Below are 25,553 nucleotides of genomic sequence, written 5' to 3' on the forward strand. Positions count from 1 at the left end.
CTTGTTCGCCCATGCGCGCGTTTACACCGCCACTCGTCGTACGCGGCAACGGCAAGGGCACCGATGGTGGTTAAGGTCGCGGCAAAGTGTCCAGAACCGCGATGGCGCTGGCGCGTTCGGGCGAGTCATACCCTCCGCGCGCGACCGGCATCAGCGTGCTTCGCGCGAGCGGGACGATCCCGCGCGACGCTAGCTCGGTCCCGAGCGCGAGCCGGGTCGCTGGCGCGTTCGGCACAGCGATCAGCGCCTTGGTGAGGCCGTCGATGGCGATTGCCGGCGCCTTTTCTCCCACATCGGCGAAACTACGATAATAAGCGAGAAGAGGTGGCGACGCTTCGGTATCGGCGCGATTGGCTCGCGCGATCGTGCTTCGCGCCTGCCGAAGCATCGCGGTGCGTTCGCTGCCACTCAGGCCCTTCGCCTGCTGCGTCATTGCAACGCCGCTCCACATCAGCCCCACGCTGCTGCCGGGCGAAATGACCAAGGCGCGATCCGCTGCGGCATGGCATTCCGCCCCATTGCCGCTGCGGCATTCGGCCTCTGCCAGCAGAACTTGCGCGCCTTCGTCGGTCGGGAATTTCGCAGCATCCGTGCGCAGTCGCCGCAACCAGGTATCGCGCTGCTTGAGAGCGGGACCGGTGGTCGCCTCGACGCGCGAGCCGAGCTCAAGCCGCCCCTTCACGAACGCCGCCTCACCAAGCGACAGCCGGTGCACGATCGGCATACCCGCCTGCTCCGCCGGATAGGTCATACGTTCGAACGGCTTTTTTGCGTAGAAATAGCTGCGCAACTCCTTTGCGAGCGCATCGGAGTCGCCGAACACCGCAGCCGCCTCCGCCGACGGCGTTCCACTCGCAACCGCCTTCAGATACTGGCGGAATTGTCCGTTGCGGGTCGGCGAGAAGAACAGGAAGTGCGTCAGCATCCATGCATGCACCGGTGTCCAGCGTGTCTTGTTCGCAGGCCGTGTGAGATACGTATCGTTGAAGACGTCGGTCAGCGCGAAGTTGCCGAACCGGTGGAGAACGGCGGTCGTTCCCGCGGGCGCGCGACCATATTCCATCGTTGTTTCGCCACGAACGACCAACGTCGAGAACAACTGACCGAAGCCGTCCAGATACCAGCGGGGATAGGCAGCGGGAAAGAACGTCGTCAGGTAATGCTGTGCAAAGCCGGCGTAGATCATGCCCTCCGCGGTCAGCGGCACGGATTCCTCGTTGATCGGTCGGATGAGATCAGCACTGCTCTGCAAACCGAACAGTCCGGACTGACCGATCTGCCCCGCCCCGCCGGCGGGACCGCCAGGCGTAGGCAATTGCAGCCCTTGCAAGGCGTTGGCGACCGATACGCCTTGCTGGAGCACTACCCGTTGATCAATTCGGGTGGTTGCCAGCACGGCGCCGTCCTGACGGGGATCATAATAACGCCGGATGTCGAACGCCTCGTTGAAGGGCCCCTGCTGCCAGCGCATGTTCCGCAGGTCCATCGCCTGGAATTCGGCTGCGTCTCCGATCAGCGTTACCCGGAGCTTCGTCGTATCGTCGGTCCGATCGGTACGGTTCAACAGGACGGACAACAGGAAATACAGCCGTTCCAGATTGTGCGCGATCTGCGTGACTTCCCGTTCGGGACCATCACTCAACACGATGACGTGCTGAGTTTCCGCCTCACGCCAGTTGCTTGGTCGCGCCCGCTGCCCCTGCACGACGATGTCGTGGCCGGAGGATGGCGGCGGAACGATCTGCGCCGCGAGCGGAGCGGCTACACATGCGAGCGCTGGTATGCCCGCCCAGAATATCGTCCGCATCCGCCGCTCCCCGGTCACGCGGATCATTGCCCGCTACCGCCCTCTTCAGACCACGAAAACGGCCGTGCTAAAAGCGTGAAAAGCGGTTCAACCGATCATCCCGATACTCAACGTACGTGCAGGTCGGTCAGGCGGTCATTCCCCGGTCCCGGAGTACGCCGCACGGGAAGCGCCGCGTAGCGCCCGGTCGTTTACGACACCGATGGCACGCATCTTGTGCAAGCCCCTGTTTTGCCGGCACAAATAGCAAGGTTCGGCGTTGAGGCGATCAGGAAAAACGTCCGCAAACCGTCTCCTCCAGCGGCAGAAAACAGGAAGAATCATGTCTAGCAAGGTCGCCATCGTCACGGGTGCGTCGCAAGGGTTGGGAGCGGGCATCGCACGCGGTTATCGCGAACGCGGCTGGCGTGTGGTCGGCGTATCGCGCAGCATCACCGACACCGACGAGGCGGACTGGCTCACCGTGGCAGGCGACGTCGGCGATCCCGCGACCGCCGAGGCGGTGGTTGCCCGCACGCTCGACCGGTTCGGTCGGATCGACACGCTGGTCAACAACGCGGGCGTCTTCATCGGCGAAGCGTTTACCGACTATACCGACGACCAGTATCGACGCATCGTCGCGACCAACCTCGATGGATTCTTCCACATGACCCGGCACGCCCTGCCCGCGATGTTGCGCAGTGGTGGTGGCCATATCGTCCAGATCGTCACGACGCTTGCCGAGCACGCCAACGGCGAGTTCCCTTCGGTTCTCGCATCGTTGACCAAGGGTGGTCTCGCTGCTGCAACCCGCAGCCTTGCGATCGAGTATGCCGCGCGGGGAATCCGCGCCAACGCCATTTCACCAGGTATCATGGAAACGCCGATGCATCCTGCCGAGACGCGCGCCGGACTCAGCCGCTACCACCCGCTGGGCCGGATGGGCACCGTCGCCGACGTGGTACAGGCTATCCTGTACCTGGAGGACGCGACGTTCGTGACGGGCGAAATACTGCATGTCGATGGCGGTCAGGTAGCGGGCCATTAGAACGCGGCTCGTGGACGTCACGGGTTGCGCAACATCGCCGAGCCAAACGATAAAGGCTAGCTCGATCCGGATCCCAACTGCCTGATCGGCATCGGGCGCTCCTGCAGATGGATGCCTGCCTGAGACGCGACGAAACGACGCGAGACTGCGGCACATCGCAACCGACGGCCCGGCCGATGGCCAGGAAATGGATGAGACGCCCCGGGATGGCAGGGTGGCGGAGCGGGTGGGATTCGAACCCACGATACGCTTTTGACGTATACTCACTTTCCAGGCGAGCGCCTTCGACCACTCGGCCACCGCTCCGCATTGCTCTGGAAGCGGGTCTGCTAGTGCGGGTTTCGCGCGCGCGCAAGCGATTGCGTGCGGGGACGGCCTCGGGCAGTCTGTGGGGATGTTGAATATCCTTCTCGCCGCCATGCTTGCGCAGGCCGTTCCGGCCGCCGCGACGCTCCCGTCCGATCCGTTGCCGGCGGACTGGGTGGCGGTCCCGGACGACGAACTAATGGTGTTCACCCTGACCAATGGGCACCGGTTTACCGTGCGGCTGGCGCCTCGCTATGCGCCGGTGCACGTCGCGAACATACGCAAGTTGGCGCGTGCGCATTGGTGGGATGCGGGGACGAGCGTGTACCGTTTGCAGGACAATTATGTCGCGCAATGGGGTGACGCGACGGAGAAGAAGCCGTTGGTCGCTGGTGTCGTGGCCAACCCGCCGGCGGAATATTCGCATGCCGGGCCGACCACTGTGGCGCGGCTGTCCCAGCGCGATCCTTATGCGGAATGGGCGGGGTATAGCCGCGACGGGTGGCCGCTGGCGGGCAATGGCGCGACCGAGTGGGTGCCGCATTGCTACGGCATGGTCGGCGTCGCGCGCGATCTGGCGCCGAGCACGGGGAGTGGCGCTGAGCTGTATACCGTGATCGGGCATTCGCCGCGTGCGTTGGACCGCAATATCGCGGTGGTCGGGCGCGTGATCGACGGGGTCGAGTGGCTGTCGTCGTTGCCGCGCGGGACGGGGGATCTGGGGTTCTACAAGACCGAGGGGGAGCGTAGCCCGATCGTGTCGGCTCGCCTTGCGAACGAACTGCCCGCCGCCGAGCGACCGCGGTTCGAATATCGCGCGGCGGACAATCCGCGGTTCGTGGCCTGGATCGCCTCGCGGGAGAACCGGGCGGGGCCGTTCTTTACCGTGCCCGCCGGGGGCGCCGACATCTGTGCCGCGCTGCCCCCGGTGCGCAAGGCGCCCTAGCGGATGACGGGCGGCTTGCCGAACAGGCCCGCGTTATAGTCCTCGATCGCGCGGACGATCTCTTCGCGGGTGTTCATGACGAAGGGACCGTGGGAGACGACGGGTTCGCCGACCGGGTCGGCATGGCCGTAGAGGATCGTGGCGGGGGCTTCGGTCGTGACGGTGATCGTGTCGCCCTCGTTGCCGAACGTGGCGAGGTGATGCGGCTTGATCGGCGTGCCGTTGGCCGTGGGGGCACCGGCGACGACGTAGAAGAAGACCGCGCGGCCGGTTGGGGCTGGCAGGTCGAGCTTGGCGCCGGCTTCGAGTTCGACGGTCATCATCGCGACGTCGGTCAGGGATTCGATCGGGCCGTGTCGTCCGGCGAACGTGCCCGAGATCAGGTTCACGGTGCCGCCGTCGACCGGGATCGCGGGAATGTCCTCGCGCTGGAGGCCGGTATAGGCGGGCTTGGTCATCTTGAGCCGGCCGGGGAGGTTAACCCAGAGTTGCAGGATCTCCAGCGGGCCGCCGTCGCGCTTGAACGATGCGGGCGAGATTTCCGCATGGATCAGGCCCGAGCCGGCGGTCATCCACTGGACGCCGCCTGCGCGGATGACGCTCTCGTGGCCGCCGCTATCGAGATGCGCCATCTCGCCCTCGATGATGAAGCTGACCGTCTCGAACCCGCGGTGCGGGTGCGGGCCGAACGGGAGGCCGCTATTGCCCGGACGATAGGTCTGCGGACCGTGATGGTTGAGGAACAGGAACGGATCGACCTGCGGCAAGCCGGGACCCGGTAGCGGGCGTCGGGTCACCAAGTCGGCGATGTCGTCGCGCTGGGCGGGATACTGGTTGAGGACGTGACGCATGTCAGGAGGCCTCGCGGTCGGCAGCGGTGGGCCGGGCGATGTCGGCGAGCAGGTCGTCGATGCCGGCCACGAGGAAGTCGAGCGTGCGCTGGTCGGTCAGGCGAGCGTCGGCGATCTTCTCGTGCACGGCGCCGACGACGGCTTGTGGGCGCAGGACGGTGCGGGCGCCGATCGAGGCCAGCGTCTCGTTCAGTTGCGCGTGCGCGCGTGCGCCGCCGACTGCGCCGGGTGACGAGGTGAGCGTGAAGACAGGCTTGCCCGTGAGCGTCGCCTTGCCGTGCGGGCGTGAGGCCCAGTCGAGCGCGTTCTTCAGGACGCCGGACATGCCGTGATTGTATTCGGGGGAGGCGATGACGATCCCGTCGGCGGCGCCGATTGCCGCGCGCAGGGCTGCGACGGCGGCGGGGGGCGTGTCGGTGTCGGCGTCTTGGTCGTAGAGCGGGACGTCGTTCAGCGCGAAGACCGTCAGCGCGGCCTTGTCGGTGATCGCTTCGCCAAGCGTGGTCAGGATCACGGTATTGTACGAGCCGCGGCGCAGGCTGCCGGAGATCGCGAGCAGGACGGGAAGAGCCATGGGAATTCCTTTAGTTGAAGCGGTAGCCGGAGATTGCGGTTTGCAGGACGCGCTCGCTGTAATCTTGCGTGCCGGCTTGGTCGGAAGCGCCGGCGGCGACCATCAGCGGGAGGAGATGCTCTTCGCGCGGATGCGAGAGGCGGCCGGCGGGGGCTTCGGCCCAGCCGGCTAGCGCTTCTGCTCGGGCGGTCGGTTCGGCCTCGACCGCCGCAGTGAGCCACTGGTCGAAAGCTTCGGACGGTGCGGTGAAACGCGGGTCGCCGTAGCCGCGCATGTTGTGGAAGCTCATGCCCGAGCCGACGATCAGGACGCCTTCGTCGCGCAGCGGGGCGAGTGCGCGGCCGGCGGTGGAGTGAAGCCCTGGGTCGAGATCCCGGTCGACAGACATCTCGACGACCGGGATGTCGGCGTCGGGGAACGCGACCTTCATCGGGATGAAGACGCCGTGATCGAGACCGCGGGTCGGGTCGACATTGGCGGTCAGGCCGGCTTCGCGGAGCAGGTCGGCGGCGCGGGCAGCCAAGGCGGGATCGCCGGGCGCATCGTAGCGCAACTCGTAGGTGTGGGCGGGGAAGCCGCCATAGTCGTAGATCAGCGGCGGCGTTACGGCGCCGGTGAACGCGAAGCCGCGCGTTTCCCAGTGGCCAGAGACGACGAGGATCGCCTTGGGCTTTTCGGGCAGCGAGGTGGCGATCGACCGGAGGTACGCGGCCATGCCGGTCCACTTCCCGGCGGGGTCGTCCATGAAGAAACAGGGCCCGCCACCGTGCGGAATGAAGAGCGTGGGCTGGCGGGTGTTTGTCATAGTCTCGAGGTAGGTGGCGGTGGCGGCGATCGGAAGGCCGCGAATGGCAACGCTGCGTTGCCGATGGGCGTGCGCGTCACGTCCAATAGAGGATGCGCGCTTCGGGAAGCTTGGCGGCGATCTCATCCTGGAAAAAGCTGCGGAGCGCGCGCATCGTGTCGGCGTCGTAGACATATTTGACTGAGCCGAACTTGGTGCGTTTCTCGGTGCGGTTGGCCATGCTGAGGTCGAGCGACGAGCCGGGATACCAGGTTTCAAGCACGGCCTTCGAGCCGGGGGTGTAGCGGTGGGTGATCAATTCGATCGTCACGTCGGGCACGTCGGCGAGCACCCGGCCTGCCTCCGCCAGCAATTCGCCATACGCCTCGCGCCAGCCATCGGCGGCGATGATCGGCGCGACCGTCAGGCCGATCTTGTAGCCTGCGTCCGCCATTCTTCGTAGCGCGAGCAGGCGGGCTGCGACCGGACTGGTGCCGCCCTCGAAGCGCGCATAGGCGGCGGGGTTGATCGAGGCGCGCATGCGGGTGCGGCCGCGGTGGTCTAGAGCCAGCAACGGCTCGACCGCGTCGAATTTGGTGGTGAAGCGCAACTGCACGTCCGCCTCCCACGCGCCGAAATGCGCGATCAGCGCGGAGAGCGATCCGGTGACGTGCTCGATGCCGAGCGGGTCGGTGTAGCAGGACGCCTCGAACGTCGTGCCTTCATGCGCGCGGGCGGTCAAGCGCGAGGTGACGGTGCCTTGGCCGAGGTGCGCGGGAAGTTCGGCGAGGATCTCGGGGAGGTTCGCGTAGACGCGCGTGATCGGCGGACCTTTGAGCGAACCGGCCAGGTAGCAATAGCCGCAATGCGCGGGGCAGCCCTCGGCGAGGTCGATCCGCCAGTCGGCGCTGGGGGCGATCGGCTGGAGCTTGCGTTTCGAGGATGGCGCGACGACGAGCGCAAGCGTTGCCTTGGCTTCGGCATAGGCGCGGCGGGAGTCTTCGGGGAAGTCGAGCTTGAGGCGGTCGCTCGGTAGCGTCGTGACGGGCACGCCGAGCGCGGTGGCGCGCGCAGCGATCTCGGCACCGTGTTCCCAGGTCAGCGCGGACGGGGTCGCGAGCAGTCGCTTTGGCTGCCAGAGTCGTGAGGATTTTTGCGCTGGCATCGAACGACAACGCACGCCTTCCGCGAAGCGTTGCGGCTATTTCACCGGGCGTTTCTCGAGCTTTCGCGCGAGCGTGCGGCGATGCATGCCGAGGCGGCGTGCGGTCTCCGAAATGTTGAAGTCGGTTTCGGCGAGCGTGGTGTGGATACGCTCCCATTCGAGCGTCTTGATCGAGGTCGGGCGCTCGGAGAGTTCGGTGTCGACGCTGCCCTCGGTGCGGTCGAACGCGGCTTCGATATCGTCGGTGTTCGAGGGTTTGACGAGGTAGTGCGATGCGCCGAGCTTGATCGCCTCGACCGCGGTGGCGATGCTGGCGAAGCCGGTGAGGACGACGACGAGGATTTCGGGGTCGTGCGCGTGGAGCGTCTGGACGCAGACCAGGCCGGACGCGCCGCCCAGCTTCAGGTCGACGACCGCGTAGCGCGGGGTGCGCTCGGCCAGTTGCTCGACGAGTTCCTCGTGGCTGGCGGCCTGCATCACTTCGTAGCCGCGGCGTTCGAACGAGCGGCGGAGCGTGCGGGCGAACGTCTCGTCGTCCTCGACGATTGCCAGAAGTTTGGTGTCCGTCATGACAGGGCGATCGCGGAGAGCGGCATCCGGATCGTGACTTCCGCGCCGCCGCCTTCACAGTTCACGACGGAGACGCCGCCGCCAAGCTTGCGCATGACGTTGACCGCGAGGAACAGGCCGAGGCCGTGGCCGGGTTCGCGCTTGCTCGACTGGTAGGGTTTGCCGAAGCTCGCGAGGCGTTCGTCGCTGAAGCCGGGGCCGCGGTCGCGGACGATCAGCGCGAGGTCGCCGTCGGTGCGTTCGCCGCGGAAGGCGACCCAGTGCGGCGAGGCTTCGGCGGCGTTGTCGAGCACGTTGGCGATCACCTGTTTGAGCGCGGGGTCGGAGACGACCTGCGGATCGTCGCCGACTCGGGTGGTATAGTCGAAATCGACCGACGGGTGCACCGCGCGCCATTCGTCGACGATTCCGTCGAGGAGCTGGTGGAGCGGCATGATCTCCGGCGCCTCGCCGCGCGCTTCGCCGGCCGACAGGAGGATACCGGTGACGATCGCCTTGCAGCGCTGGACCTCGGATTGCATCTCGACGATCTCGGCCTGGAGGTCGGCGTCCTGCGCGAGCGTCGGCATGCGGCGCCAGTCGGCGAGGATGACCGCGATCGATGCCAATGGCGTGCCGAGTTCGTGCGCGGCGCCGGATGCCAAAAGGCCCATGCGGACGATATGATCCTCCTCGGCGGCCTGCTGGCGCAGGTCGGCGAGGCGGGTGTCGCGGGCGCGCAAGTTTCCGGTGATGCGGGTCATGAACAGCATCAGCAGCGTGGCGATCAGCATGAAGCAGAGCAGCGAGCCGATCGTGTAGAGCAGGAAATACTCGCCGCTGTAATCGGGGGGCAGGATCAGCGGGCGGTAATAGAGCGTGAGCACGCCGAAGCAGGCGGCGGTCACGGCGACGATCGCCCAGCTCGACCAGCGATCGAGCAGTACCGCGCCGAGCACGACGTGGAGCAGATAGAGCGAGATGAACGGGTTGGTCGCGCCGCCGGCGAGATAGAGCTGCGTGGTGAGCAGGCCGACATCGAACAGCAGCGCGAGCAGGAGCTGGATGTTCGCGCCCTTGCGCCAGCCGTATAGCGGCATGCTCGCGAGGTTGAGACCAACCGCTGCGGCGAGTGCTGCCATCATGGGGACGAGCGGGAGGTCGAAGCCGAGGCCGAAGCGCGCGAACAATATGGTGACGAACTGGCCGGCGACCGCGATCCAGCGCAGCGTCACCAGCTGGCGCATGTTGGCGTTGCCGGTCGCGTCGGTGCGCGCGGTCGCGAGCGCTAGCCAGCGCTGCCACCCCTGGCGTGCCGCCTCCGAGGTCATTCCGCCCCCCGGCGCTTCCGCGCATCCTGACGGACGAACACGACGAACGCGCCGATCGTCATCGCGGCGAGCGCGAACCAGGTCAGCATGTAGACGAGGTGGTTGTTGGGGAAGGCTATGATCGTCAGGCCGCCGACCGGGGCGACGGCGCCGGACTTGTCCGCGTCGACGAAATAGGGCGCTACGTTCGACAGGCCGCGCGCCTTGGCGATCGCGGCGACGTCGCGGGAATACCATTTGCCGGCAGCGGGATCGTTGTGGCGCAGGAAGCCTCCGCCGGGCTCGGTGATGCGGAGATAGCCGGTGATCGTGATGGGGCCGGTCGGCTTGGCATGCGCTGCGCGCTGTTCGGGCGAGACATAGCCGCGGTTGACGAGGACGGTGAAACCGCGATCAGTCCGCAAGGGTGTCACGACCCAATAGCCGCTGCCGAGCGCGGTGGCGGCGCGCACGAGCGTCTCCCGCGAATTATCGAGGGTGCCGTCTAGCCGGACGCGGCGATAAGCGTCGGTTGTGGCGGTGATCGCGCCCCAGGACGCGGGCCCCGGCGGGGCGACCGGCGTAGCGTGCGAGCGCGCCGCGACCTGTGCGATCAGGTTGAGCTTCCAGGTGCGGCGCTCGACCTGCCATATGCCGAGCGCCATGAACCCGGCGAACAGCAGCAGCGCGACCAGGCCTGCGACATAGACGGCAGGGCCCGGTCGCGTTCTCATCACATGTCTGCCGCGGCCTGCATCGGCATCATGTTCGTGTTCATGTGGTACATCACCCAGATCGATCCGCTGAGCGTGATGACGACGAGGATGATCGTGAAGATCAGCGCCATCATCGTCCAGCCGCCCTCCGACTTGCCGCTCATGTGCAGGAAGTAAATCATGTGGACGACGATCTGCGCGACCGCGAACACCATCACGACGAGCGCGGCGGTCGACGGATCCTTGAACGCGTCGGTCATGACGATCCAGAACGGGATCGCGGTCAGGATGACCGAGAGGAAGAACCCCTTCAGGTAGCTGCCGCGCGTGCCGTGCGCCGCGTGGTCATGATCCGCATGCGCGTCGTGCGTGTTTGCGTGGGGGTCGCTCATCGTAGGGTGCCCATCAGATAGACGAAGGTGAAGACGCCGATCCAGATGACGTCGAGGAAATGCCAGAACATGCTGAGGCACATCAGGCGGCGCTTGTTCGCGGCGATCAGGCCGTGCTTCTGGACCTGCACCATCAGCGTGACGAGCCAGATGAAGCCCATCGTGACGTGCAGGCCGTGCGTGCCGACCAGCGTGAAGAACGACGACAGGAACGCGCTGCGGGTCGGGCCCGCACCCTCATGGATGAGGGTGGCGAACTCGTACATTTCGATCGACAGGAAGCACAGGCCGAACAGGCCGGTGAACGCCAGCCACATCTGCATGACGCGCTGGCGACCTTCCTCCATCGACAGCATCGCGAAGCCGTAGGTGATCGACGAGAACAGCAGCATCGCGGTGTTCACCGCCACCAGCGGCAGCTCGAAGATCTCCTTCGGGCTGGGCCCGCCGGCATAGCTGTTGCCGAGCACGGCATAGGCCGCGAACAGCACCGCGAAGATGAGGCAATCGCTCATCAGGTACATCCAGAAGCCCAGCATCGTGCTGCTACCTTCGGGATGCTCGTGCTCGTCCAGCTCGTAGAACGAGACCTTCTCGGTCTCGTTCAGGCCGTCCTTCATGGGTATTGCGGACATCGCGTCAGGCTCCCTGGGTCGCGAGCTGGCGGGTGCGCGCGTCCTCGCTGGCGATCACGTCCTCGACCGGGATGTGGAAGTCGCGCTTGTAGTTGAAGGTGTGGAAGATCGTCGTCGCGAAGATGCCGACCAGCGTGAGCCCGGCGAGCCACCAGATGTACCAGATCATCGCGAACCCGAACGCCACGCTGAGGCCGGCGAGCACGACGCCCGTGCCGGTGCCGCTCGGCATGTGGATCGACTTGAAGCCGGTCACAGGCCGCTCGTGCTTGCGCTCCTTCATGTCGTACCAGGCGTCCAGGTCGTGGACGATCGGCGTGAACGCGAAGTTGTACTCCGGCGGCGGCGACGAGGTCGCCCACTCCAGCGTACGGCCACCCCAGGGATCGCCGCTGTGATCGGCCAGCGCTTCGCGGTTGCGGATGCTGACGAAGATCTGGAGCAGGAAGGCACCGATGCCGGCTGCGATCAGGGCTGCACCGAAGGCGGCGATGACGAACCAGATCTGCAGGTTCGGATCGTCGAAATAGCGCATCCGGCGAGTCACGCCCATCAGGCCGAGCACGTAGAGCGGCATGAACGCGAAGTAGAAGCCGACCACCCAGCACCAGAACGATACCGTGCCCCACTTCTTGTCCAGCTTGAAGCCGAACGCCTTCGGGAACCAGTAGTTGATGCCGGCGAACATGCCGAACAGCGTGCCGCCGATGATCACGTTATGGAAATGCGCGACCAGGAACAGCGAGTTGTGCAGCACGAAATCGGCGGGCGGCACCGCGAGCAGCACGCCGGTCATGCCGCCGATCGTGAAGGTCACCATGAAGGCGATTGTCCACATCATCGGCAGTTCGAACCGGATCCGGCCCTTGTACATCGTGAACAGCCAGTTGAAGATCTTGGCCCCGGTCGGGATCGAGATGATCATCGTGGTGATGCCGAAGAACGAGTTCACGCTCGCGCCCGATCCCATCGTGAAGAAGTGGTGCAGCCAGACGAGATAGGCGAGGATCGTGATGACGAGCGTCGCATAGACCATCGAGCTGTAGCCGAAGAGGCGCTTGCCCGAGAAGGTCGAGGTGACCTCCGAAAAGATACCGAACGCCGGCAGGACCAGGATGTAGACCTCGGGGTGACCCCAGATCCAGATCAGGTTGACGTACATCATCGGGTTGCCGCCCGAGTCGTTCGTGAAGAACGCGGTGCCGATGTAGCGATCGAGCGACAGCATCGCGAGAACCGCGGTCAGCACCGGGAAGGCGGCGACGATCAGGATGTTGGTGCAGAGCGACGTCCAGGTGAAGATCGGCATCTTCATCATGGTCATGCCGGGCGCACGCATCTTGACGATGGTCGCGACCAGATTGACGCCGGACAACAGCGTTCCGATGCCCGCGATCTGCAAGGCCCAGATATAGTAATCGACACCGACGTCGGGCGAGTACGCCAGTCCCGAGAGGGGCGGCATCGCGAGCCAGCCGGTCCGCGCGAACTCACCGATGAACAACGACATCATGACGATCACGGCACCGGCCGTGGTCATCCAGAAGCTGAAATTGTTGAGGAACGGGAACGACACGTCGCGCGCACCGATCTGGAGCGGGACGACATAGTTCATCAGGCCCGTGACCATCGGCATCGCCACGAAGAAGATCATGATCACGCCGTGTGCGGTGAAGACCTGGTCGTAGTGATGCGCGGTCAGGTAGCCTTCGGACCCGTTGAACGCCATCGCCTGCTGCGCACGCATCATGATCGCGTCGGAGAACCCGCGCAGCAGCATGACGATCGCCAGGATCATGTACATGATCCCGATCTTCTTGTGGTCCACGCTCGTGAACCACTCGTTCCAAAGATAGCCCCAGACCTTGAAATAGGTCAGCGCGGCGACGAGCCCGAGCCCGCCGATCGCCACCATCGCGAAGGTGGCGACGACGATCGGTTCGTGCAGCGGCAGCGACTCCAGGGTCAGGCGGCCGAAGATAGTCTTCAACAGGGTGTCGTTCATGATGGTTTCTCTAGCCGTTCGCGACGGGGCGCGTGCCCGGCATGGTGGAGGGGGTCAGCATCGTGTGATTGCGGTTGGACTGCGAGCCGGGGGCGCTGTTTGCACCATCCTTTTTGATGTCGGCCGGCGCGGTCCAGTGGTTGCCGCTTCCCTTTTCGTCCGCGTCCTTCATCAGGGCGCCTTCGGGATGACCGGTGTCCTGCGGGCCCTTGCCGCCATTGACCCCGGGCATCGCCATGCCGGCGTGCGAGTCCCCCCCGCCTTTGCCACCGTGCATCATCTGCGACATGCAGACCTTGCCGGGCTGGACGCACTGTTCGACGACCAGCTTGAACATGTCCGCCTCGACCGCATTGTAATAGCGGACCGGGACCTTCTCGCTCGGCTTCTCCAGCTGGAGATAGCTCGCGCGATTGAGGCCGCCCCCCCGCTGCTTGACCTGGTTGATCCAGGCCTCGAAGCCCGCGTCGCTGACGCCGTGGAAGCGGAAGCGCATCCCCGAGAAGCCTGCGCCGCTATAGTTGGACGAGAAGCCTTCGTAGTTGCCGGGCTTGTTGATCACCGCGTTCAGCGTCGTCTGCATGCCGGGCATCGTGTAGATCATGCCGGCGAGCGCAGGGATGTAGAACGCGTTCATCACCGACGACGAGGTCATCTGGAAGCGGATCGGGCGATCGACCGGCGCGGCCAGTTCGTTGACCGTGGCGATGCCGTATTCCGGATAGATGAAGAGCCACTTCCAATCGAGCGCGACGACCTGAACCTCGAGCGGCTTGCCGGCGCTGTTGGCGCCGTTACCCGCCTGCTGCTTGTCGACCAGGTTGCCGACCGGCACGTTGTTCGCGAGCGTCGGCGTGTCGGGCTTGATCCGGCCGAGCGGACGGTACGGATCGAGCAGATGCGTGCTGGTCCACGTCAGCGCGCCGAGCGCGATGATGATCAGCAGCGGAATGCCCCAGATCAACAGCTCGAGACCGACCGAGTGATCCCAGTTGGGTTCGTACTTCGCGGTCTTGTTCGACTGGCGATAGCGGAACGCGAACAGCAGCGTGAGGATGATCACCGGCACGATGATCAACAGCATCAGCCCGGTCGCGATCAGCACGAGATCGCGCTGTTGCACTGCGATATCGCCCGAAGGCGACATCACGACCCAGTTGCAGCCGCTGGTGAGCAGCGCAAGCGGCAGCACTGCCAGCCATTTTTTCGCGCGGGAAACGGTTTTCTCAACGATCATGCGGTTCCCCTACGCCTCGCTTTCGCCGCGCTACAGTGGACAATTTGTCCAATGGGCGCTGCACTGCAACATCGGCATGGCTTTATCGTCGCCCGGAGTAGCATAGATCACCCCTGCCCGCATTGGGCGCGGGAGATTGGCGCGGAATATATCTGCCCGCATCCGCCGGAACAGCGTATCATCGGGTTCGCGCCCTGAAGAGCGAGTTGAAGAATGAGTGCAAATACAGTCCCCGAGACGAGCTTCGAAGCCGATGCTCGCAGTATCCACAGCGACGGCGAGCACGTCACGCCGGGCGTGATCGCGATCGGCGTGGTGATCGGCCGCACCTCGGAATTCTTCGACTTCTTCGTGTTCGCGATCGCTTCGGTGCTGGTGTTCCCGACGCTGGTGTTTCCGTACGTCGACCGGTTGCAGGGCACGCTCTACTCGTTCGCGGTGTTCGCGCTGGCATTCTTCGCCCGGCCGATCGGCACGATCATCTTCATCGCGGTCGATCGCGCCTATGGCCGCAGCGTCAAGCTGACGATCTCGATCTTCCTGCTCGGCACCTCGACGGTCGCGATGGGGTTCATCCCCGGCTATGACCAAGTCGGCAACTGGTCGGTCGCGATCCTCGCGCTGCTGCGTATCGGCCAGGGCGTCGCGCTTGGCGGCGCGTGGGATGGTCTCGCCTCGCTGCTGTCGCTGAACTCGCCGGAAAAGCATCGCGGCTGGTACGCGATGCTGCCGCAGCTGGGGGCGCCGATCGGCCTGTTGGTCGCGAGCGGTCTGTTCGCGTTCTTCGTCGCTGCGTTGCCGACCGAGGATTTCTTCTCGTGGGGCTGGCGCTATCCGTTCTTCGTGGCGTTCGCGATCAACGTCGTCGCACTGTTCGCACGTCTTCGCCTGGTCGTGACGCCAGAGTTCGAAGAGATGTACGCCAAGCGCGAGCTGGAGCCGGCACCGGTCGTCGAGACCGTGCAGTCGCAGTGGAAGGCGATCTGGCTCGGCTCGTTCGTGCCGCTCGCCAGCTTCGCGCTGTTCCACATGGTCACGGTGTTCCCGCTATCGTGGGTCGTGCTGTTCACGCGTGAATCGGCGGGTCGCTTCCTCGTGGTCGAGGTGATCGGTGCGATCATCGGGATCGGCGCGATGCTGGTATCGGGGCTGCTCGCGGACCGGTTCGGGCGTCGCACGATGCTCGGCACGATCGCAGTGCTGATCGCGCTGTTCGCGATCGCCGCACCGTCGCTGCTCGATGGCGGCGAGATCGGCGAGCGCCTGTTCATGGGCATCGGCTTCCTGCTGTTCGGCCTGTCGTTCGGCCAGTCATCGGGCGCGATCGCCTCGAGCCTGTCGCCGCAGCATCGCTATACGGGGTCGGCGCTGACGACCGATCTGGCGTGGCTGTTCGGTGCCGGGTTCGCGCCGTTGGCGGCTCTGCTGCTGACGAGCAAGCTGGGGCTGGCGGCGAGCGGCGCGTATCTGTTCTCGGGTGCGGTGTTCACGCTGATCGCACTGGGTTTGAACAAGCAGCTCGCCAAGCGGGACATCGCGCGGTGATTGGTCGGGGCTGACGGACTTACCGCTCAGCCCCTCTCCGCGCCCACGAACATCACACGAACTGAAGAGCACCACCCCGGCGAAGGCCGGGGCCCAATTGGCAAGGCTGCAGTAACGGAACGCTGTCCTTAGTTAGCACCGTCCCCCAATTGGGCCCCAGCCTTTGCCGGGGTGGTGGTGATTGAGATAACCCGGGCGCCCCACCAGACCGTTCCCCCGCGAAGGCGGGGGTCCAGGAGCCACTGGCGCCATCATTCGTAACCCTAGCCTCCCGCTTTCGCGGGAGAACAGTATTCGGCGAGCACTCAAACTCGCTAGTGCTCCTTCTCAAACCCGCCGGCGATCCAGTCCCCAGGACACCGCCCAGATCGCGAACCCGCCAAGCGCCAGCGCCGTCCCGACCCACCCGGTCGACGGCAACCCATACCCACCCGCAATCGCCAGCCCACCCAGCCAAGGCCCAAGCGCATTGGCCGTATTGAACGCAGAATGGTTGAGCGCCGCAGCCAACGTCTGCGCCTCTTCCGCGACATCCATCAGCCGCGTCTGCAGGATCGTCGACAACCCGCCCCCGCAGCCGATCAGCACCACCACCGGCAGCATCGCCCACAGGTGCGGCGTCGCCGGCGCGTAGAGCGCAAGCGCCCCTGCCCCGAACAGCAAGGTGATCCCCGCCGCCGGCATCAGCGCCACGTCCGCAGCCTTGGCGCAGACTAAAGTCCCGATCGTCATGCCGACGCCGAACAACGCGAACGCGACCGGCGTGAATGCGGACGATACGCCCGTCACTTCGGTCAGCGTCGAGGCGAGATAGGTGTAGACGCAGAAAATCCCGCCAAACCCGACCGCGCCGATCGCCAGCGTCAGCCACACCTGCCCGTTACGCAATGCCGCGAGTTCGCCCAGCGGGCTCGCATCCTTGGCAGGCCGCAGCACCGGCGCGAACCTGAACAGCATCGCCACCGTCGCGGCTGCGATGATCGCGACGATCCCGAACCCCCAGCGCCAGCCGAACCACTGCCCGATCCCGTTCGCCAGCGGCACCCCCGCAATCGTCGCGATCGTCAGCCCGAGCATCATCCGCGATACCGCCCGCGAGCGCTTCTCGCGCGGCACCATCGACGCCGCGACCAGCGACCCGACGCCGAAATACGCGCCATGCGGCAGGCCGCTCAGGAACCGGGCGAGCAGCATCAGATGATAGGTCGGCGCCAGCGCGGACAGGCCGTTGGCGATCCCCAGAAACGTCATCAACCCGATCAGCAGCACTCGCCGCTCGATCTTCGCCGCCAGCACCGCGATCGTCGGCGCACCCACGACCACGCCCAGCGCATAGGCACTGATGACGTGCCCCGCGGTCGGCTCGTCGATCCCGAGCCCGCGCGCGAACTGCGGCAACAGGCTCATCGCCGCGAACTCGGTCGTCCCGATCGCGAACCCGCCGACGGCGAGCGCGAGCAACGCCATGCGCGTATCGACAGGTTTCATAGGGTATCGCTTTCGTAAGGCCAGAGCCGCCGCAGAATGCTGCGTCGCAGCAAATGCCTCTATCAGCCCGGGCGACGCATCTTGAACAAGGAATCCTCCGTGATCGCAAAGTAATCCGCGGGGCCGCCGCCGCGCAGGATCGGGTTCGCGCGGGCTGTCTGGTAGACACCGTCCTCCAGCATCGCGGAATCGATGTGGATCGCGACAGCCTCGCCCAGCACCAGCCACTGGTCGAGCTCGCGGCCTTCCTTCGTCTCAAGCCGGATCAGCTGCGTCAGCTTGCACTCGAACTGCGCGCGCGAAGCCGCCACGCGCGCCGGCTTGACCTTCGTCGAGGCGGCCATCTCCAGCCCTGCCAGCGCGAACTCGTCGACGTCCGCCGGCACGCTTGCCGATGTCGTGTTCATCGCCTCGCCGAGATCGCGCGTGACGAGGTTCCAGACGAACTCGCCGGTCGCCTCGATATTGGCGACGCTGTCCTTCCAGCCCATCGACGAGAAGCCGATGATCGGCGGGGTGTAGTTGAACAGGTTGAAGAAACTGTACGGCGCGAGATTGGCGACGCCGTCGGCGGACACCGTGCTGACCCAGCCGATCGGCCGCGGCGCGACGATCGCGTTCAGGGGATCGTGCGGCAGGCGATGGCCGTTCGCGGGCTCGTAAGAATGCCATTCGGTCATACATGTATTCCTGCTAGGTCACGGTCTAACTGCCTATAGCGAAGGTCGAGCATGAACGATCCCACTGCCCCGATTGTCATCAAACGCCACCGGATGGCGACGCGCGTCTGGCACTGGGTGACGGTGGTGACGATGTTCATCATGATCGGCAGCGGCATCGGCATCCTAAAGGCGCATCCGCGGCTGTATTGGGGACGGTACGGCGCGAATTTCGATACCGCGTGGACGACGCTCGACCAGTGGCCGAGCTGGCTGGTGTCGCTACTCAACCTGCTGACGATCCCGACGAGCTATAACCTGGCGCTGTCGCGGCGCTGGCATCTGCTGTTCGCGCTGGTGCTCGCGTTCGCGCTGCTCGGGTTCATGATCGTTAGCCTGATCAACAAGCATTTCCAGCGCGATCTTCGCGTGCGCGCCGCCGAGCTTTCGCCGCGTGAAGTGGCGCACGACGTGAAGGAACATCTGGCGTTCCGCTTCCACGATCCGAAGCGGCCGGGCGCGTACAACATCCTTCAGAAGCTGTCGTATGTGGTGACGATCTTTGTCCTGATCCCAGTAATGATCCTGACCGGGCTGACGATGTCGCCGGGGATGGATGCGGCATGGCCCTGGCTGCTCGAGGTGTTCGGTGGGCGGCAGTCGGCGCGGTCGATCCACTTTATCGCCGCCACCGGGCTGGTACTGTTCATCGTCGCGCATCTGGCGCTGGTGATCCTGGCGGGGACGTGGAACGAAGTGCGGTCGATGATTACCGGGCGCTGGAAGGTTCCCGCCCACCCGTCGGAGGACGTCGCATGAGTTCGCTGATTACCCGCCGCTCGCTCGTCATGGGCGCGACCATCGGTGCAGGCGCGCTGCTGGCCGGCTGCGACAAGATCGCCGCGAACCCCGAGGCGCGGAAAATCCTGTTTATGGGCGAGGACATGAACCGCGGGCTGCAGCGCGCGCTGAGCAACCGCAACGCGCTGGCGCCCGAGTTCAGCCCCGCGCAGATGTCGCCGATCTTCCGGTCGAACGGCACGAGCAATCCGGGGACGGCGGATTACACCGAGATGGTGGTCAACAACTTCGCGGATTATCGGCTGAAGGTCGGCGGGCTGGTCGATCGACCGCTGTCGGTGTCGCTCCCGCAACTCCGCCAGATGCCCACGCGTGCGCAGATCACGCGGCACGATTGCGTCGAGGGCTGGAGCGCGATCGGCAAGTGGCAGGGACCGAAGCTCGGTGCGCTGCTCGATGCCGCCGGCCTGAAGAGCACCGCACGCTACATCGTGTTCACCTGTGCCGACCTGTACAACGGCGCGAACTATTACGAGTCGGTCGACTTGGTCGACGCATTCCACCCACAGACGATCCTCGCCTGGGCGCTCAACGATCAGGTGCTCGACGTCGCGCACGGCGCGCCCGTCCGGCTGCGCGTCGAACGGCAGCTCGGCTACAAGCACGCCAAATACGTCATGGCGATCGACGCGGTCGCCAGCCTCGCCGGTATCGGCAAGGGCAAGGGGGGGTATTGGGAAGATAACGTCGATTACGACTGGTACGCCGGAATCTGATCGGCCGCCGGGGGTAGCGCAATTCCGTACCAGTCATTAGCTAACGCGGCATGGCACTTTTCGATCGTTTCCTGGCCCGGCAGGTTAAAACCGGCGAACTCACGCTCATCCATGCAGACGGCACGACCAAACATTTCGGCAAGCCCGACCCCGCCTACAACCCGGTCACGATCCGGCTGACCCAGCCAGGAGTCGCGGGCGCGATCGTCCGGCACCCGGCGCTCGGCGCCGCGGAGGCGTTCATGGATGGGCGCCTGGTAATCGACCGCGGCGACATTCGCGATCTGGTCAACCTGCTCAAGGGCAACAGTCCATGGGAGCGTGGCGGCGGGCTCAATCCCTCGCTGCCGATTAAGCTGCTCGGCAAGGTCGTCCACCGCGTCGACCGGGTGAACATGGCGCGCCGGTCGAAGAAGAACGTCGCGCATCACTACGATCTTTCGGATCGGCTGTACGGCCTGTTCCTCGACGCGGACCGGCAATATTCCTGCGCGTACTTCACTGACGCGGGCAACAGCCTGGAGCAAGCTCAGGACGACAAGAAGGCGCACATCGCCGCCAAGCTCGCGATCCAGCCGGGCATGCGCGTGCTCGACATCGGCTGCGGCTGGGGTGGCATGGCGCTGTACCTGCACGCGAAGACCGGCGCCGAAGTGCTCGGCGTGACGCTGTCCGAGGAACAGTTGAAGGTCGCACGGCGTCGCGCCGAGGAAGCCGGGGTCGCCGACAAGGTGAAGTTCGAGCTGATCGACTACCGCGCGCTGACGGGAAGTTTCGACCGGATCGTCTCTGTCGGGATGTTCGAGCATGTCGGTCCCGCGCACTACAAGGCGTTCTTCCGCAAATGCCGTGACCTGCTGACCGACGACGGCGTGATGCTGCTCCACACGATCGGCCGGATGGGCGGTCCGGGCGTCACCGACACCTTCACGACCAAGTACATCTTCCCGGGCGGGTATAACCCCGCGCTATCGGAGATCGTGAAGGGGTATGAGGGGCTGAAGTTCTTCCCGACCGATATCGAGGTGCTGCGCGTGCATTATGCGCTGACGATCGACCTCTGGTACGATCGGACGGTGGCGGCGAAGGACGCGATCGTCGCGCTGTACGACGAGCGGTTCTACCGGATGTGGACGTTCTATCTGGCGGGCGCCGCGGCGGCGTTCCGGACCGGGGGGATGGTCAATTACCAGATCCAGCTGTCGAAGAGCCGGATGACGCTGCCGCTGACGCGCGATTATATGCTCGAGGGCGAGCGGGCTTTGCGCGAGGGCTGACGCCCGTCCACCCCGTCATTCCGGTGGTCATTCCCGCGAAGGCGGGAACCCATACTGGCTAGCCTCGGAGATGGAACCGCACACGTCAGCCAATATGGGTCCCCGCCTCCGCGGGGATGACGACAGGAGTTGGGCTCAGCGCGGACCCTGTACATCGGCCTTCGCCGCAGCGCGTTCGTCGCCGCCGATCTTGCCGTCCTTGTTCGCGTCGTACTTCGCGAAGGTCGCCGCGAGCAACGCCTGCGCCTCGGCCTGCGTCACCTTGCCGTCCTTGTTCTTGTCCGCGCTCGTGAACCACAGGTCCGCGAGACGCTTGGCGTGAACGGGATCTGGACGGCCCTGCCCGCCGACCTTCATGTTGCCGATCCGTGCCTGTACTTCGGCGCGCGTGAGGACGCCGTCCTTGTTGGTATCCGACGCGGCGAACTCGGCCTTGAACTTGGCCGAGGCGGACGCGCGGGTTTCCTGCGCGAGCGCCGGAGTCGCAAGGCCGGCGAGGACGAGAAGGGTGAGGCTTTGGCGTAGCACGGTGCAGTAACTCCAGAGGATGCGCGGCGCAGATAGACCGGTTCGGTTGTACGCGCCATTAACGCGCGTGGTTGCATGGCGCGCGCCCAGCGCATAGGGGCGCCGCATTGGATATTGCCCAAAGGATTCTGCCCGTGACCGATCAGATCAACCGCGTCGTGCTCGCCTATTCCGGTGGCCTGGACACGAGCGTGATCCTGAAATGGCTCCAGCAGACGTATAACTGCGAAGTTGTGACCTTCACCGCCGATCTCGGCCAGGGCGAAGAGCTCGAGCCGGCGCGCGCCAAGGCCGAGATGATGGGCGTCAAGCCCGAGCACATCTTCGTCGACGATCTGCGCGAGGAGTTCGTGCGCGACTACGTGTTCCCGATGATGCGGTCGAACGCGCTGTACGAGGGGCTGTACCTGCTCGGCACGTCGATCGCGCGGCCGCTGATCGCCAAGCGGCAGATCGAGATCGCCAAGATGGTGGGCGCCGACGCGGTCAGCCACGGTGCGACCGGCAAGGGCAACGACCAGGTCCGCTTCGAGCTCGGCTATTATGCGCTGTCGCCCGACATCAAGGTCATCGCGCCATGGCGTGAGTGGGACCTCACCAGCCGCACCAAGCTGATCGAGTTCGCCGAGCAGCACCAGATCCCGGTCAGCAAGGACAAGCGCGGCCAGGCGCCCTTCTCGACCGACGCGAACATGCTGCACACGTCGAGCGAAGGCCTCGTGCTCGAGAACCCATGGGACGAGGTTCCCGACTATGTCTACTCGCGCACCGTGAACCCCGAGGACGCGCCCGATACCCCTGAGTACATCACGATCGATTTCGAGCGCGGCGACGGTGTCGCGATCAATGGCGAGGGCATGAGCCCGGCGACGCTGCTGTCGACGCTCAACGAATACGGTCGCCGTCACGGCATCGGCCGTCTCGATCTCGTCGAGAACCGGTTCGTCGGCATGAAGAGCCGCGGCATGTACGAGACTCCCGGTGGCACGATCTATCACCTCGCGCATCGCGGCATCGAGCAGCTGACGCTCGATCGCGGCGCCGCGCACCTGAAGGACGAGCTGGCACCACGTTATGCCGAGCTGATCTACAACGGCTTCTGGTTCAGCCCCGAGCGCGAGATGCTCCAGGCCGCGATCGATCACAGCCAGGAGAAGGTCTCGGGCACCGTCCGACTGAAGCTCTACAAGGGCGGCGTGTACGTGGTCGGCCGCAAGTCGCCGAACTCGCTGTATTCGGAGAAGGTCGTGACGTTCGAGGACGACCAGGGCGCCTACGATCAGCGCGACGCGGCGGGCTTCATCAAGCTGAACGCACTGCGCCTGCGCCTGCTCGGACGGCGTGATCAGTAGGGGCGACCAGTAATCCGCCACCAACTGGACCGCGGTTCGATGCCGAAGTTTGCAGGGAAGATCGTCAACTCGTCGTGGGCGCACTTGTCTAGTGCGCCCACCCGCCCCTAGGGTTCGACGATATGATTACTCAGGGGGAAAAGCTGCATTGGTGGCAGACGCGCGCATTCGTTGCCGCGGTTGCGATCGCATCGATCATACCGTTGCTGTGGCCGGAAATACCGCCGCTGGTCGACCTGCCCGGACATATGGGCCGGTACCGCGTCCAGCTGGCGATCGCCGACAATCCCTGGCTTTCCCAGTGGTATAACTTCCGCTGGCAGATGATCGGCAACCTTGGCATCGACCTGCTGATCGTGCCGCTCGCGCCGATCTTCGGGTTGCAGCTGGCGGTGAAGCTGATCGTGATGGCGATTCCCGCGCTGACCGTGACGGGGCTGCTGTGGATCGCGCGCGAGGTGCATGGGCGAATCCCCGCGACCGCGCTATTCGCGTTGCCGCTCGCCTACAGCTACCCCTTCCAGTTCGGATTCGTGAATTTCGCGCTGGGCATGGCGCTCGCGCTCAACCTGTTCGCGCTGTGGCTGCGGATGGGGCGGCTCGACCGGCGGCAGCTGCGGACCATCATCTTCGTACCCGTCTCGTGCCTGTTGTGGCTGTGCCATACGTTCGGCTGGGGTGTGCTGGGCGTACTCGCCTTCTCCGCCGAGCTGATCCGCCAGCACGACATCCGCCGCGACAGCGATCCCAAGAGCTGGGCGCATGGCTGGTTCAAGGCGTGCATCCAGGCGGGGCTGAACTGCCTGCCGCTCGCGCTGCCGATGGTGATGATGGTGGTCTGGCGGTCGGGCGATCATGTCGGCGGCAAGACGCAGGACTGGTTCAACTGGCGCTGGAAGATGAACTGGATCACGATGGTCCTGCGCGATCGCTGGATGACGTTCGACATCGCGTCGGTCACCGTGCTGTTCGTGATCCTGTTCCGCGGCGTGCGCGACCAGACGATCGAATATTCGCGCAACCTGAGCCTGTCGGCGCTGTTCCTGGCGATCGTGTATATCCTGTTGCCGCGGATCGTCTTCGGGTCGGCCTATGCCGACATGCGGCTCGCGCCGTTCATGCTCGGGATCGCGGTGATCGCTCTGCGGCCGCGGCATGGTCTTTCGCTGCGCGGGGCGGCGGTGCTCGCAGTGCTGGGCTTTGCATTCTTTGGCGTGCGGCTGGCAGGGACGACGGTCAGCTACCTGATGTACGATCGCAGCTACGACCAGGCGATCGCGGCGATCGATACGGTGCCCGAGCGGTCGCGCGTCGTGTCGTTCGTCGGGCGGCGCTGTCGCGACGACTGGGCCTATTCGCGGCTCGAACATGTGCCCGCGCTACTGCTGGAGCGGCGCCTCGCCTTCACCAACGACCAATGGTCGATGGCTGGTGCGCAGTTGCTGACGACGAACTACGCGGCCGCGCGAGGGTTCGCGCATGATCCGTCGGAGATCGTCAGCGACATCAAGTGCCGCGGCCAGTTCTGGCGGCCGATCTCGCTGGCGCTGGCGAAATTCCCCCGCGACGCGTTCGATTATGTCTGGCTGATCCATCCGCAGAAGTTCGATCCGGCGCTGGTCCGCGACCTGACCCTGATCCGCCGCGACGGCACCAGCCTGTTGTACCGCGTCAACAAGCCTGCTGCTCGCCCCGCCGGAACGGAGTAAGCTCGCCGAGATACTCCTGCTGCTCGGCCACGGCCTCGCGTTCGCGGACGAGATAGTCGGCGATCGCGCGGCGGAAGCTCGGGTCGGGGATGTAGTGGGCGGAATAGGTCGCGACCGGGGCATAGCCGCGTGCAAGCTTGTGTTCGCCCTGCGCACCGGCCTCGACGGTCTTCAGGCCGCGCGCGATGGCGGCGTCGATCGCCTGGTAATAGCAGAGCTCGAAATGGAGGAACGGCACCTCCTCCGTCGCGCCCCAGTATCGGCCGTAGAGCGTGTCGTCGCCAACTAAGTTGAGGGCACCAGCGATCGGTACGCCATCACGCTCGGCGAGGATGAGCAGCACGCGGTCGCCCATCGTCTTGCCGATCTGGTCGAAAAACGCGCGCGTCAGGTAGGGCTGGCCCCATTTGCGGCTGCCGGTGTCCTGGTAGAAGACCCAGAACGCGTCCCAGTGCTCGGGCGTGATTTCGGCGCCGACGAGGTGGCGGATCGTCAGCCCTTCGACGGCGGCGGCGCGTTCCTTGCGGATCGCCTTGCGCTTGCGGCTGGCGAGCACGGCGAGGAAGTCGTCGAAGCTGGCGTACCCCTCGTTCTTCCAGTGGAACTGCGTGCCCTGGCGGATCAGCCAGCCGGCGGACTCGAACAGAGCCACTTCGTCGGGATCGATGAAGGTGGCATGCGCGGAGGATAGCCCGCTCTGGTCGGTCACGGCCTCCAGCGCGGCGATCAACGCGGGGGCTTGGTCGCGGTCGCGGAGCAGCAGGCGCGGGCCCGGCACCGGGCTGAAGGGCGCGGCGATCTGGAGCTTTGGGTAATATTGCCCCCCTGCCCGCTCCCACGCGTCGGCCCAGCCCTGGTCGAAGACGTATTCGCCCTGGCTGTGGCTCTTGGCGTAGGCGGGGGCGATTCCTGCCGGTTTGCCGTCGGCGCCGTCGACCACCACCGGCAGCGCTTGCCAGCCCGAGCGGCCACCGACGCTTTTCGAGGCTTCGAGCGCGGAGAGGAAGGCGTGGCCGACGAACGGGTTGGCGGTGCCGGAGCACGCCTCCCAATTCTCGGCCGCGATCGAGGTGACGCCTTGGGCGATGCGAGCAGTGACCGAATTCATCACTGC

At 65.4% G+C, this 25,553-nt stretch carries 24 protein-coding genes and 1 tRNA gene; 8 read left to right on the top strand and 17 right to left on the bottom strand.

Annotation, left to right across the window (positions count from 1 at the left end):
* Window positions 1–70: 70 nt before the first annotated feature.
* Complete coding sequence (locus tag IFT67_RS09715; protein WP_192146863.1) at window positions 71–1,807, bottom strand: hypothetical protein; 1,737 nt, start codon at window positions 1,805–1,807, stop codon at window positions 71–73.
* Between the two features lie 322 nt (window positions 1,808–2,129).
* Here IFT67_RS09715 and IFT67_RS09720 point away from each other — a divergent pair, with 322 nt between their 5' ends.
* Window positions 2,130–2,834 (top strand): SDR family NAD(P)-dependent oxidoreductase, encoded by a 705-nt coding sequence (locus IFT67_RS09720; RefSeq protein WP_192146865.1) that lies wholly within the window; start codon window positions 2,130–2,132, stop codon window positions 2,832–2,834.
* A gap of 215 nt (window positions 2,835–3,049) precedes the next feature.
* On the opposite strand, the gene IFT67_RS09725 is transcribed toward IFT67_RS09720, so the two are convergent.
* Window positions 3,050–3,140, bottom strand: a tRNA-Ser gene (locus IFT67_RS09725).
* An 88-nt stretch (window positions 3,141–3,228) separates the two neighbouring features.
* On the opposite strand from IFT67_RS09725, the gene IFT67_RS09730 reads away from it, so the two are divergent.
* Window positions 3,229–4,086: a peptidylprolyl isomerase gene (locus IFT67_RS09730; protein WP_192146867.1), complete on the top strand. Its 858-nt coding sequence runs from the start codon at window positions 3,229–3,231 to the stop codon at window positions 4,084–4,086.
* Here IFT67_RS09730 and IFT67_RS09735 read toward each other — a convergent pair.
* From IFT67_RS09735 to IFT67_RS09785, 11 genes are all read right to left on the bottom strand, one after another.
* The gene (locus IFT67_RS09735) at window positions 4,083–4,937 is read right to left on the bottom strand and encodes a pirin family protein (RefSeq protein ID WP_192146869.1); all 855 of its coding nucleotides are present in this window, start codon (window positions 4,935–4,937) and stop codon (window positions 4,083–4,085) included. The two genes, IFT67_RS09730 and IFT67_RS09735, sit on opposite strands and share 4 nt — an antisense overlap.
* Before the next feature lies 1 nt (window position 4,938).
* Entirely contained in the window at window positions 4,939–5,511 is a 573-nt protein-coding gene (locus IFT67_RS09740) for an NADPH-dependent FMN reductase (RefSeq protein ID WP_192146871.1), read from the bottom strand.
* Between the two features lie 10 nt (window positions 5,512–5,521).
* Window positions 5,522–6,316, bottom strand: a complete 795-nt coding sequence (locus tag IFT67_RS09745; RefSeq protein ID WP_192146873.1) for a DODA-type extradiol aromatic ring-opening family dioxygenase — start codon at window positions 6,314–6,316, stop codon at window positions 5,522–5,524.
* A gap of 76 nt (window positions 6,317–6,392) precedes the next feature.
* Entirely contained in the window at window positions 6,393–7,460 is a 1,068-nt protein-coding gene (locus IFT67_RS09750) for a spore photoproduct lyase family protein (protein WP_192146875.1), read from the bottom strand.
* Between the two features lie 36 nt (window positions 7,461–7,496).
* Window positions 7,497–8,030, bottom strand: a complete 534-nt coding sequence (locus IFT67_RS09755) for a response regulator transcription factor (protein WP_133029569.1) — start codon at window positions 8,028–8,030, stop codon at window positions 7,497–7,499.
* Window positions 8,027–9,340, bottom strand: coding sequence for an ATP-binding protein (locus IFT67_RS09760; protein ID WP_056063525.1), 1,314 nt, complete (start codon window positions 9,338–9,340; stop codon window positions 8,027–8,029). The genes IFT67_RS09755 and IFT67_RS09760 overlap by 4 nt, the downstream gene beginning before the upstream one ends.
* A complete protein-coding gene (locus IFT67_RS09765) occupies window positions 9,337–10,053 on the bottom strand; it encodes an SURF1 family protein (protein WP_192146877.1) in 717 nt (238 codons plus the stop codon). Before IFT67_RS09765 ends, IFT67_RS09760 begins: the two co-directional genes overlap by 4 nt.
* Window positions 10,053–10,427, bottom strand: a complete 375-nt coding sequence (gene cyoD, locus IFT67_RS09770) for a cytochrome o ubiquinol oxidase subunit IV (RefSeq protein ID WP_107963931.1) — start codon at window positions 10,425–10,427, stop codon at window positions 10,053–10,055. The genes IFT67_RS09765 and cyoD overlap by 1 nt, the downstream gene beginning before the upstream one ends.
* A complete protein-coding gene (gene cyoC / locus IFT67_RS09775) occupies window positions 10,424–11,062 on the bottom strand; it encodes a cytochrome o ubiquinol oxidase subunit III (RefSeq protein WP_056054578.1) in 639 nt (212 codons plus the stop codon). The genes cyoD and cyoC overlap by 4 nt, the downstream gene beginning before the upstream one ends.
* Before the next feature lie 4 nt (window positions 11,063–11,066).
* Entirely contained in the window at window positions 11,067–13,067 is a 2,001-nt protein-coding gene (gene cyoB, locus IFT67_RS09780) for a cytochrome o ubiquinol oxidase subunit I (RefSeq protein ID WP_133020319.1), read from the bottom strand.
* A gap of 10 nt (window positions 13,068–13,077) precedes the next feature.
* Window positions 13,078–14,304 carry a ubiquinol oxidase subunit II gene (locus tag IFT67_RS09785; protein ID WP_192146879.1) on the bottom strand — a complete coding sequence of 409 codons (1,227 nt, stop codon included), beginning with the start codon at window positions 14,302–14,304 and terminating at the stop codon, window positions 13,078–13,080.
* Window positions 14,305–14,517: 213 nt separating this feature from the next.
* Between IFT67_RS09785 and IFT67_RS09790 the strand changes: the two genes are divergently transcribed.
* Window positions 14,518–15,849, top strand: coding sequence for an MFS transporter (locus tag IFT67_RS09790; RefSeq protein WP_192146881.1), 1,332 nt, complete (start codon window positions 14,518–14,520; stop codon window positions 15,847–15,849).
* Window positions 15,850–16,176: 327 nt separating this feature from the next.
* Here IFT67_RS09790 and IFT67_RS09795 read toward each other — a convergent pair whose 3' ends face one another.
* Both IFT67_RS09795 and IFT67_RS09800 read right to left on the bottom strand, forming a co-directional pair.
* The gene (locus IFT67_RS09795) at window positions 16,177–17,337 is read right to left on the bottom strand and encodes an MFS transporter (protein WP_192146883.1); all 1,161 of its coding nucleotides are present in this window, start codon (window positions 17,335–17,337) and stop codon (window positions 16,177–16,179) included.
* A gap of 62 nt (window positions 17,338–17,399) precedes the next feature.
* Complete coding sequence (locus IFT67_RS09800) at window positions 17,400–18,017, bottom strand: flavin reductase family protein (protein WP_120300627.1); 618 nt, start codon at window positions 18,015–18,017, stop codon at window positions 17,400–17,402.
* 51 nt (window positions 18,018–18,068) lie between these two features.
* Between IFT67_RS09800 and IFT67_RS09805 the strand changes: the two genes are divergently transcribed.
* Genes IFT67_RS09805 through IFT67_RS09815 form a run of 3 tightly spaced genes read left to right on the top strand, consistent with a single transcriptional unit; the run spans window position 18,069 to window position 20,850 of the window.
* Entirely contained in the window at window positions 18,069–18,815 is a 747-nt protein-coding gene (locus tag IFT67_RS09805; RefSeq protein WP_244647312.1) for a cytochrome b/b6 domain-containing protein, read from the top strand.
* Window positions 18,812–19,573 carry a molybdopterin-dependent oxidoreductase gene (locus tag IFT67_RS09810; RefSeq protein WP_192146885.1) on the top strand — a complete coding sequence of 254 codons (762 nt, stop codon included), beginning with the start codon at window positions 18,812–18,814 and terminating at the stop codon, window positions 19,571–19,573. Before IFT67_RS09805 ends, IFT67_RS09810 begins: the two co-directional genes overlap by 4 nt.
* Before the next feature lie 50 nt (window positions 19,574–19,623).
* Window positions 19,624–20,850 carry an SAM-dependent methyltransferase gene (locus IFT67_RS09815; RefSeq protein WP_192146887.1) on the top strand — a complete coding sequence of 409 codons (1,227 nt, stop codon included), beginning with the start codon at window positions 19,624–19,626 and terminating at the stop codon, window positions 20,848–20,850.
* 135 nt (window positions 20,851–20,985) lie between these two features.
* On the opposite strand, the gene IFT67_RS20405 is transcribed toward IFT67_RS09815, so the two are convergent.
* Window positions 20,986–21,486 (bottom strand): EF-hand domain-containing protein, encoded by a 501-nt coding sequence (locus IFT67_RS20405; RefSeq protein ID WP_107963941.1) that lies wholly within the window; start codon window positions 21,484–21,486, stop codon window positions 20,986–20,988.
* A gap of 26 nt (window positions 21,487–21,512) precedes the next feature.
* Between IFT67_RS20405 and IFT67_RS09825 the strand changes: the two genes are divergently transcribed.
* Window positions 21,513–22,730: an argininosuccinate synthase gene (locus IFT67_RS09825; RefSeq protein ID WP_192146889.1), complete on the top strand. Its 1,218-nt coding sequence runs from the start codon at window positions 21,513–21,515 to the stop codon at window positions 22,728–22,730.
* Between the two features lie 122 nt (window positions 22,731–22,852).
* On the top strand, window positions 22,853–24,439 hold the full coding sequence (locus IFT67_RS09830) for a hypothetical protein (protein WP_192146891.1): 1,587 nt from the start codon (window positions 22,853–22,855) through the stop codon (window positions 24,437–24,439).
* Here IFT67_RS09830 and IFT67_RS09835 read toward each other — a convergent pair.
* Entirely contained in the window at window positions 24,402–25,547 is a 1,146-nt protein-coding gene (locus IFT67_RS09835) for a GNAT family N-acetyltransferase (protein ID WP_192146893.1), read from the bottom strand. The two genes, IFT67_RS09830 and IFT67_RS09835, sit on opposite strands and share 38 nt — an antisense overlap.
* Between the last annotated feature and the right edge of the window lie 6 nt (window positions 25,548–25,553).

The organism is Sphingomonas sp. CFBP 13728 (genome assembly GCF_014841895.1).
Lineage (GTDB): Bacteria > Pseudomonadota > Alphaproteobacteria > Sphingomonadales > Sphingomonadaceae > Sphingomonas.

Coding starts and splice junctions, on each gene's coding strand:
- IFT67_RS09715 (WP_192146863.1), bottom strand. CDS start 1,807: ATGCGGACGATATTCTGGGCGGGCATACCAGCGCTCGCATGTGTAGCC.
- IFT67_RS09720 (WP_192146865.1), top strand. CDS start 2,130: ATGTCTAGCAAGGTCGCCATCGTCACGGGTGCGTCGCAAGGGTTGGGA.
- IFT67_RS09730 (WP_192146867.1), top strand. CDS start 3,229: ATGTTGAATATCCTTCTCGCCGCCATGCTTGCGCAGGCCGTTCCGGCC.
- IFT67_RS09735 (WP_192146869.1), bottom strand. CDS start 4,937: ATGCGTCACGTCCTCAACCAGTATCCCGCCCAGCGCGACGACATCGCC.
- IFT67_RS09740 (WP_192146871.1), bottom strand. CDS start 5,511: ATGGCTCTTCCCGTCCTGCTCGCGATCTCCGGCAGCCTGCGCCGCGGC.
- IFT67_RS09745 (WP_192146873.1), bottom strand. CDS start 6,316: ATGACAAACACCCGCCAGCCCACGCTCTTCATTCCGCACGGTGGCGGG.
- IFT67_RS09750 (WP_192146875.1), bottom strand. CDS start 7,460: ATGCCAGCGCAAAAATCCTCACGACTCTGGCAGCCAAAGCGACTGCTC.
- IFT67_RS09755 (WP_133029569.1), bottom strand. CDS start 8,030: ATGACGGACACCAAACTTCTGGCAATCGTCGAGGACGACGAGACGTTC.
- IFT67_RS09760 (WP_056063525.1), bottom strand. CDS start 9,340: ATGACCTCGGAGGCGGCACGCCAGGGGTGGCAGCGCTGGCTAGCGCTC.
- IFT67_RS09765 (WP_192146877.1), bottom strand. CDS start 10,053: ATGAGAACGCGACCGGGCCCTGCCGTCTATGTCGCAGGCCTGGTCGCG.
- cyoD (WP_107963931.1), bottom strand. CDS start 10,427: ATGAGCGACCCCCACGCAAACACGCACGACGCGCATGCGGATCATGAC.
- cyoC (WP_056054578.1), bottom strand. CDS start 11,062: ATGTCCGCAATACCCATGAAGGACGGCCTGAACGAGACCGAGAAGGTC.
- cyoB (WP_133020319.1), bottom strand. CDS start 13,067: ATGAACGACACCCTGTTGAAGACTATCTTCGGCCGCCTGACCCTGGAG.
- IFT67_RS09785 (WP_192146879.1), bottom strand. CDS start 14,304: ATGATCGTTGAGAAAACCGTTTCCCGCGCGAAAAAATGGCTGGCAGTG.
- IFT67_RS09790 (WP_192146881.1), top strand. CDS start 14,518: ATGAGTGCAAATACAGTCCCCGAGACGAGCTTCGAAGCCGATGCTCGC.
- IFT67_RS09795 (WP_192146883.1), bottom strand. CDS start 17,337: ATGAAACCTGTCGATACGCGCATGGCGTTGCTCGCGCTCGCCGTCGGC.
- IFT67_RS09800 (WP_120300627.1), bottom strand. CDS start 18,017: ATGACCGAATGGCATTCTTACGAGCCCGCGAACGGCCATCGCCTGCCG.
- IFT67_RS09805 (WP_244647312.1), top strand. CDS start 18,069: ATGAACGATCCCACTGCCCCGATTGTCATCAAACGCCACCGGATGGCG.
- IFT67_RS09810 (WP_192146885.1), top strand. CDS start 18,812: ATGAGTTCGCTGATTACCCGCCGCTCGCTCGTCATGGGCGCGACCATC.
- IFT67_RS09815 (WP_192146887.1), top strand. CDS start 19,624: ATGGCACTTTTCGATCGTTTCCTGGCCCGGCAGGTTAAAACCGGCGAA.
- IFT67_RS20405 (WP_107963941.1), bottom strand. CDS start 21,486: ATGCGGCGCCCCTATGCGCTGGGCGCGCGCCATGCAACCACGCGCGTT.
- IFT67_RS09830 (WP_192146891.1), top strand. CDS start 22,853: ATGATTACTCAGGGGGAAAAGCTGCATTGGTGGCAGACGCGCGCATTC.
- IFT67_RS09835 (WP_192146893.1), bottom strand. CDS start 25,547: ATGAATTCGGTCACTGCTCGCATCGCCCAAGGCGTCACCTCGATCGCG.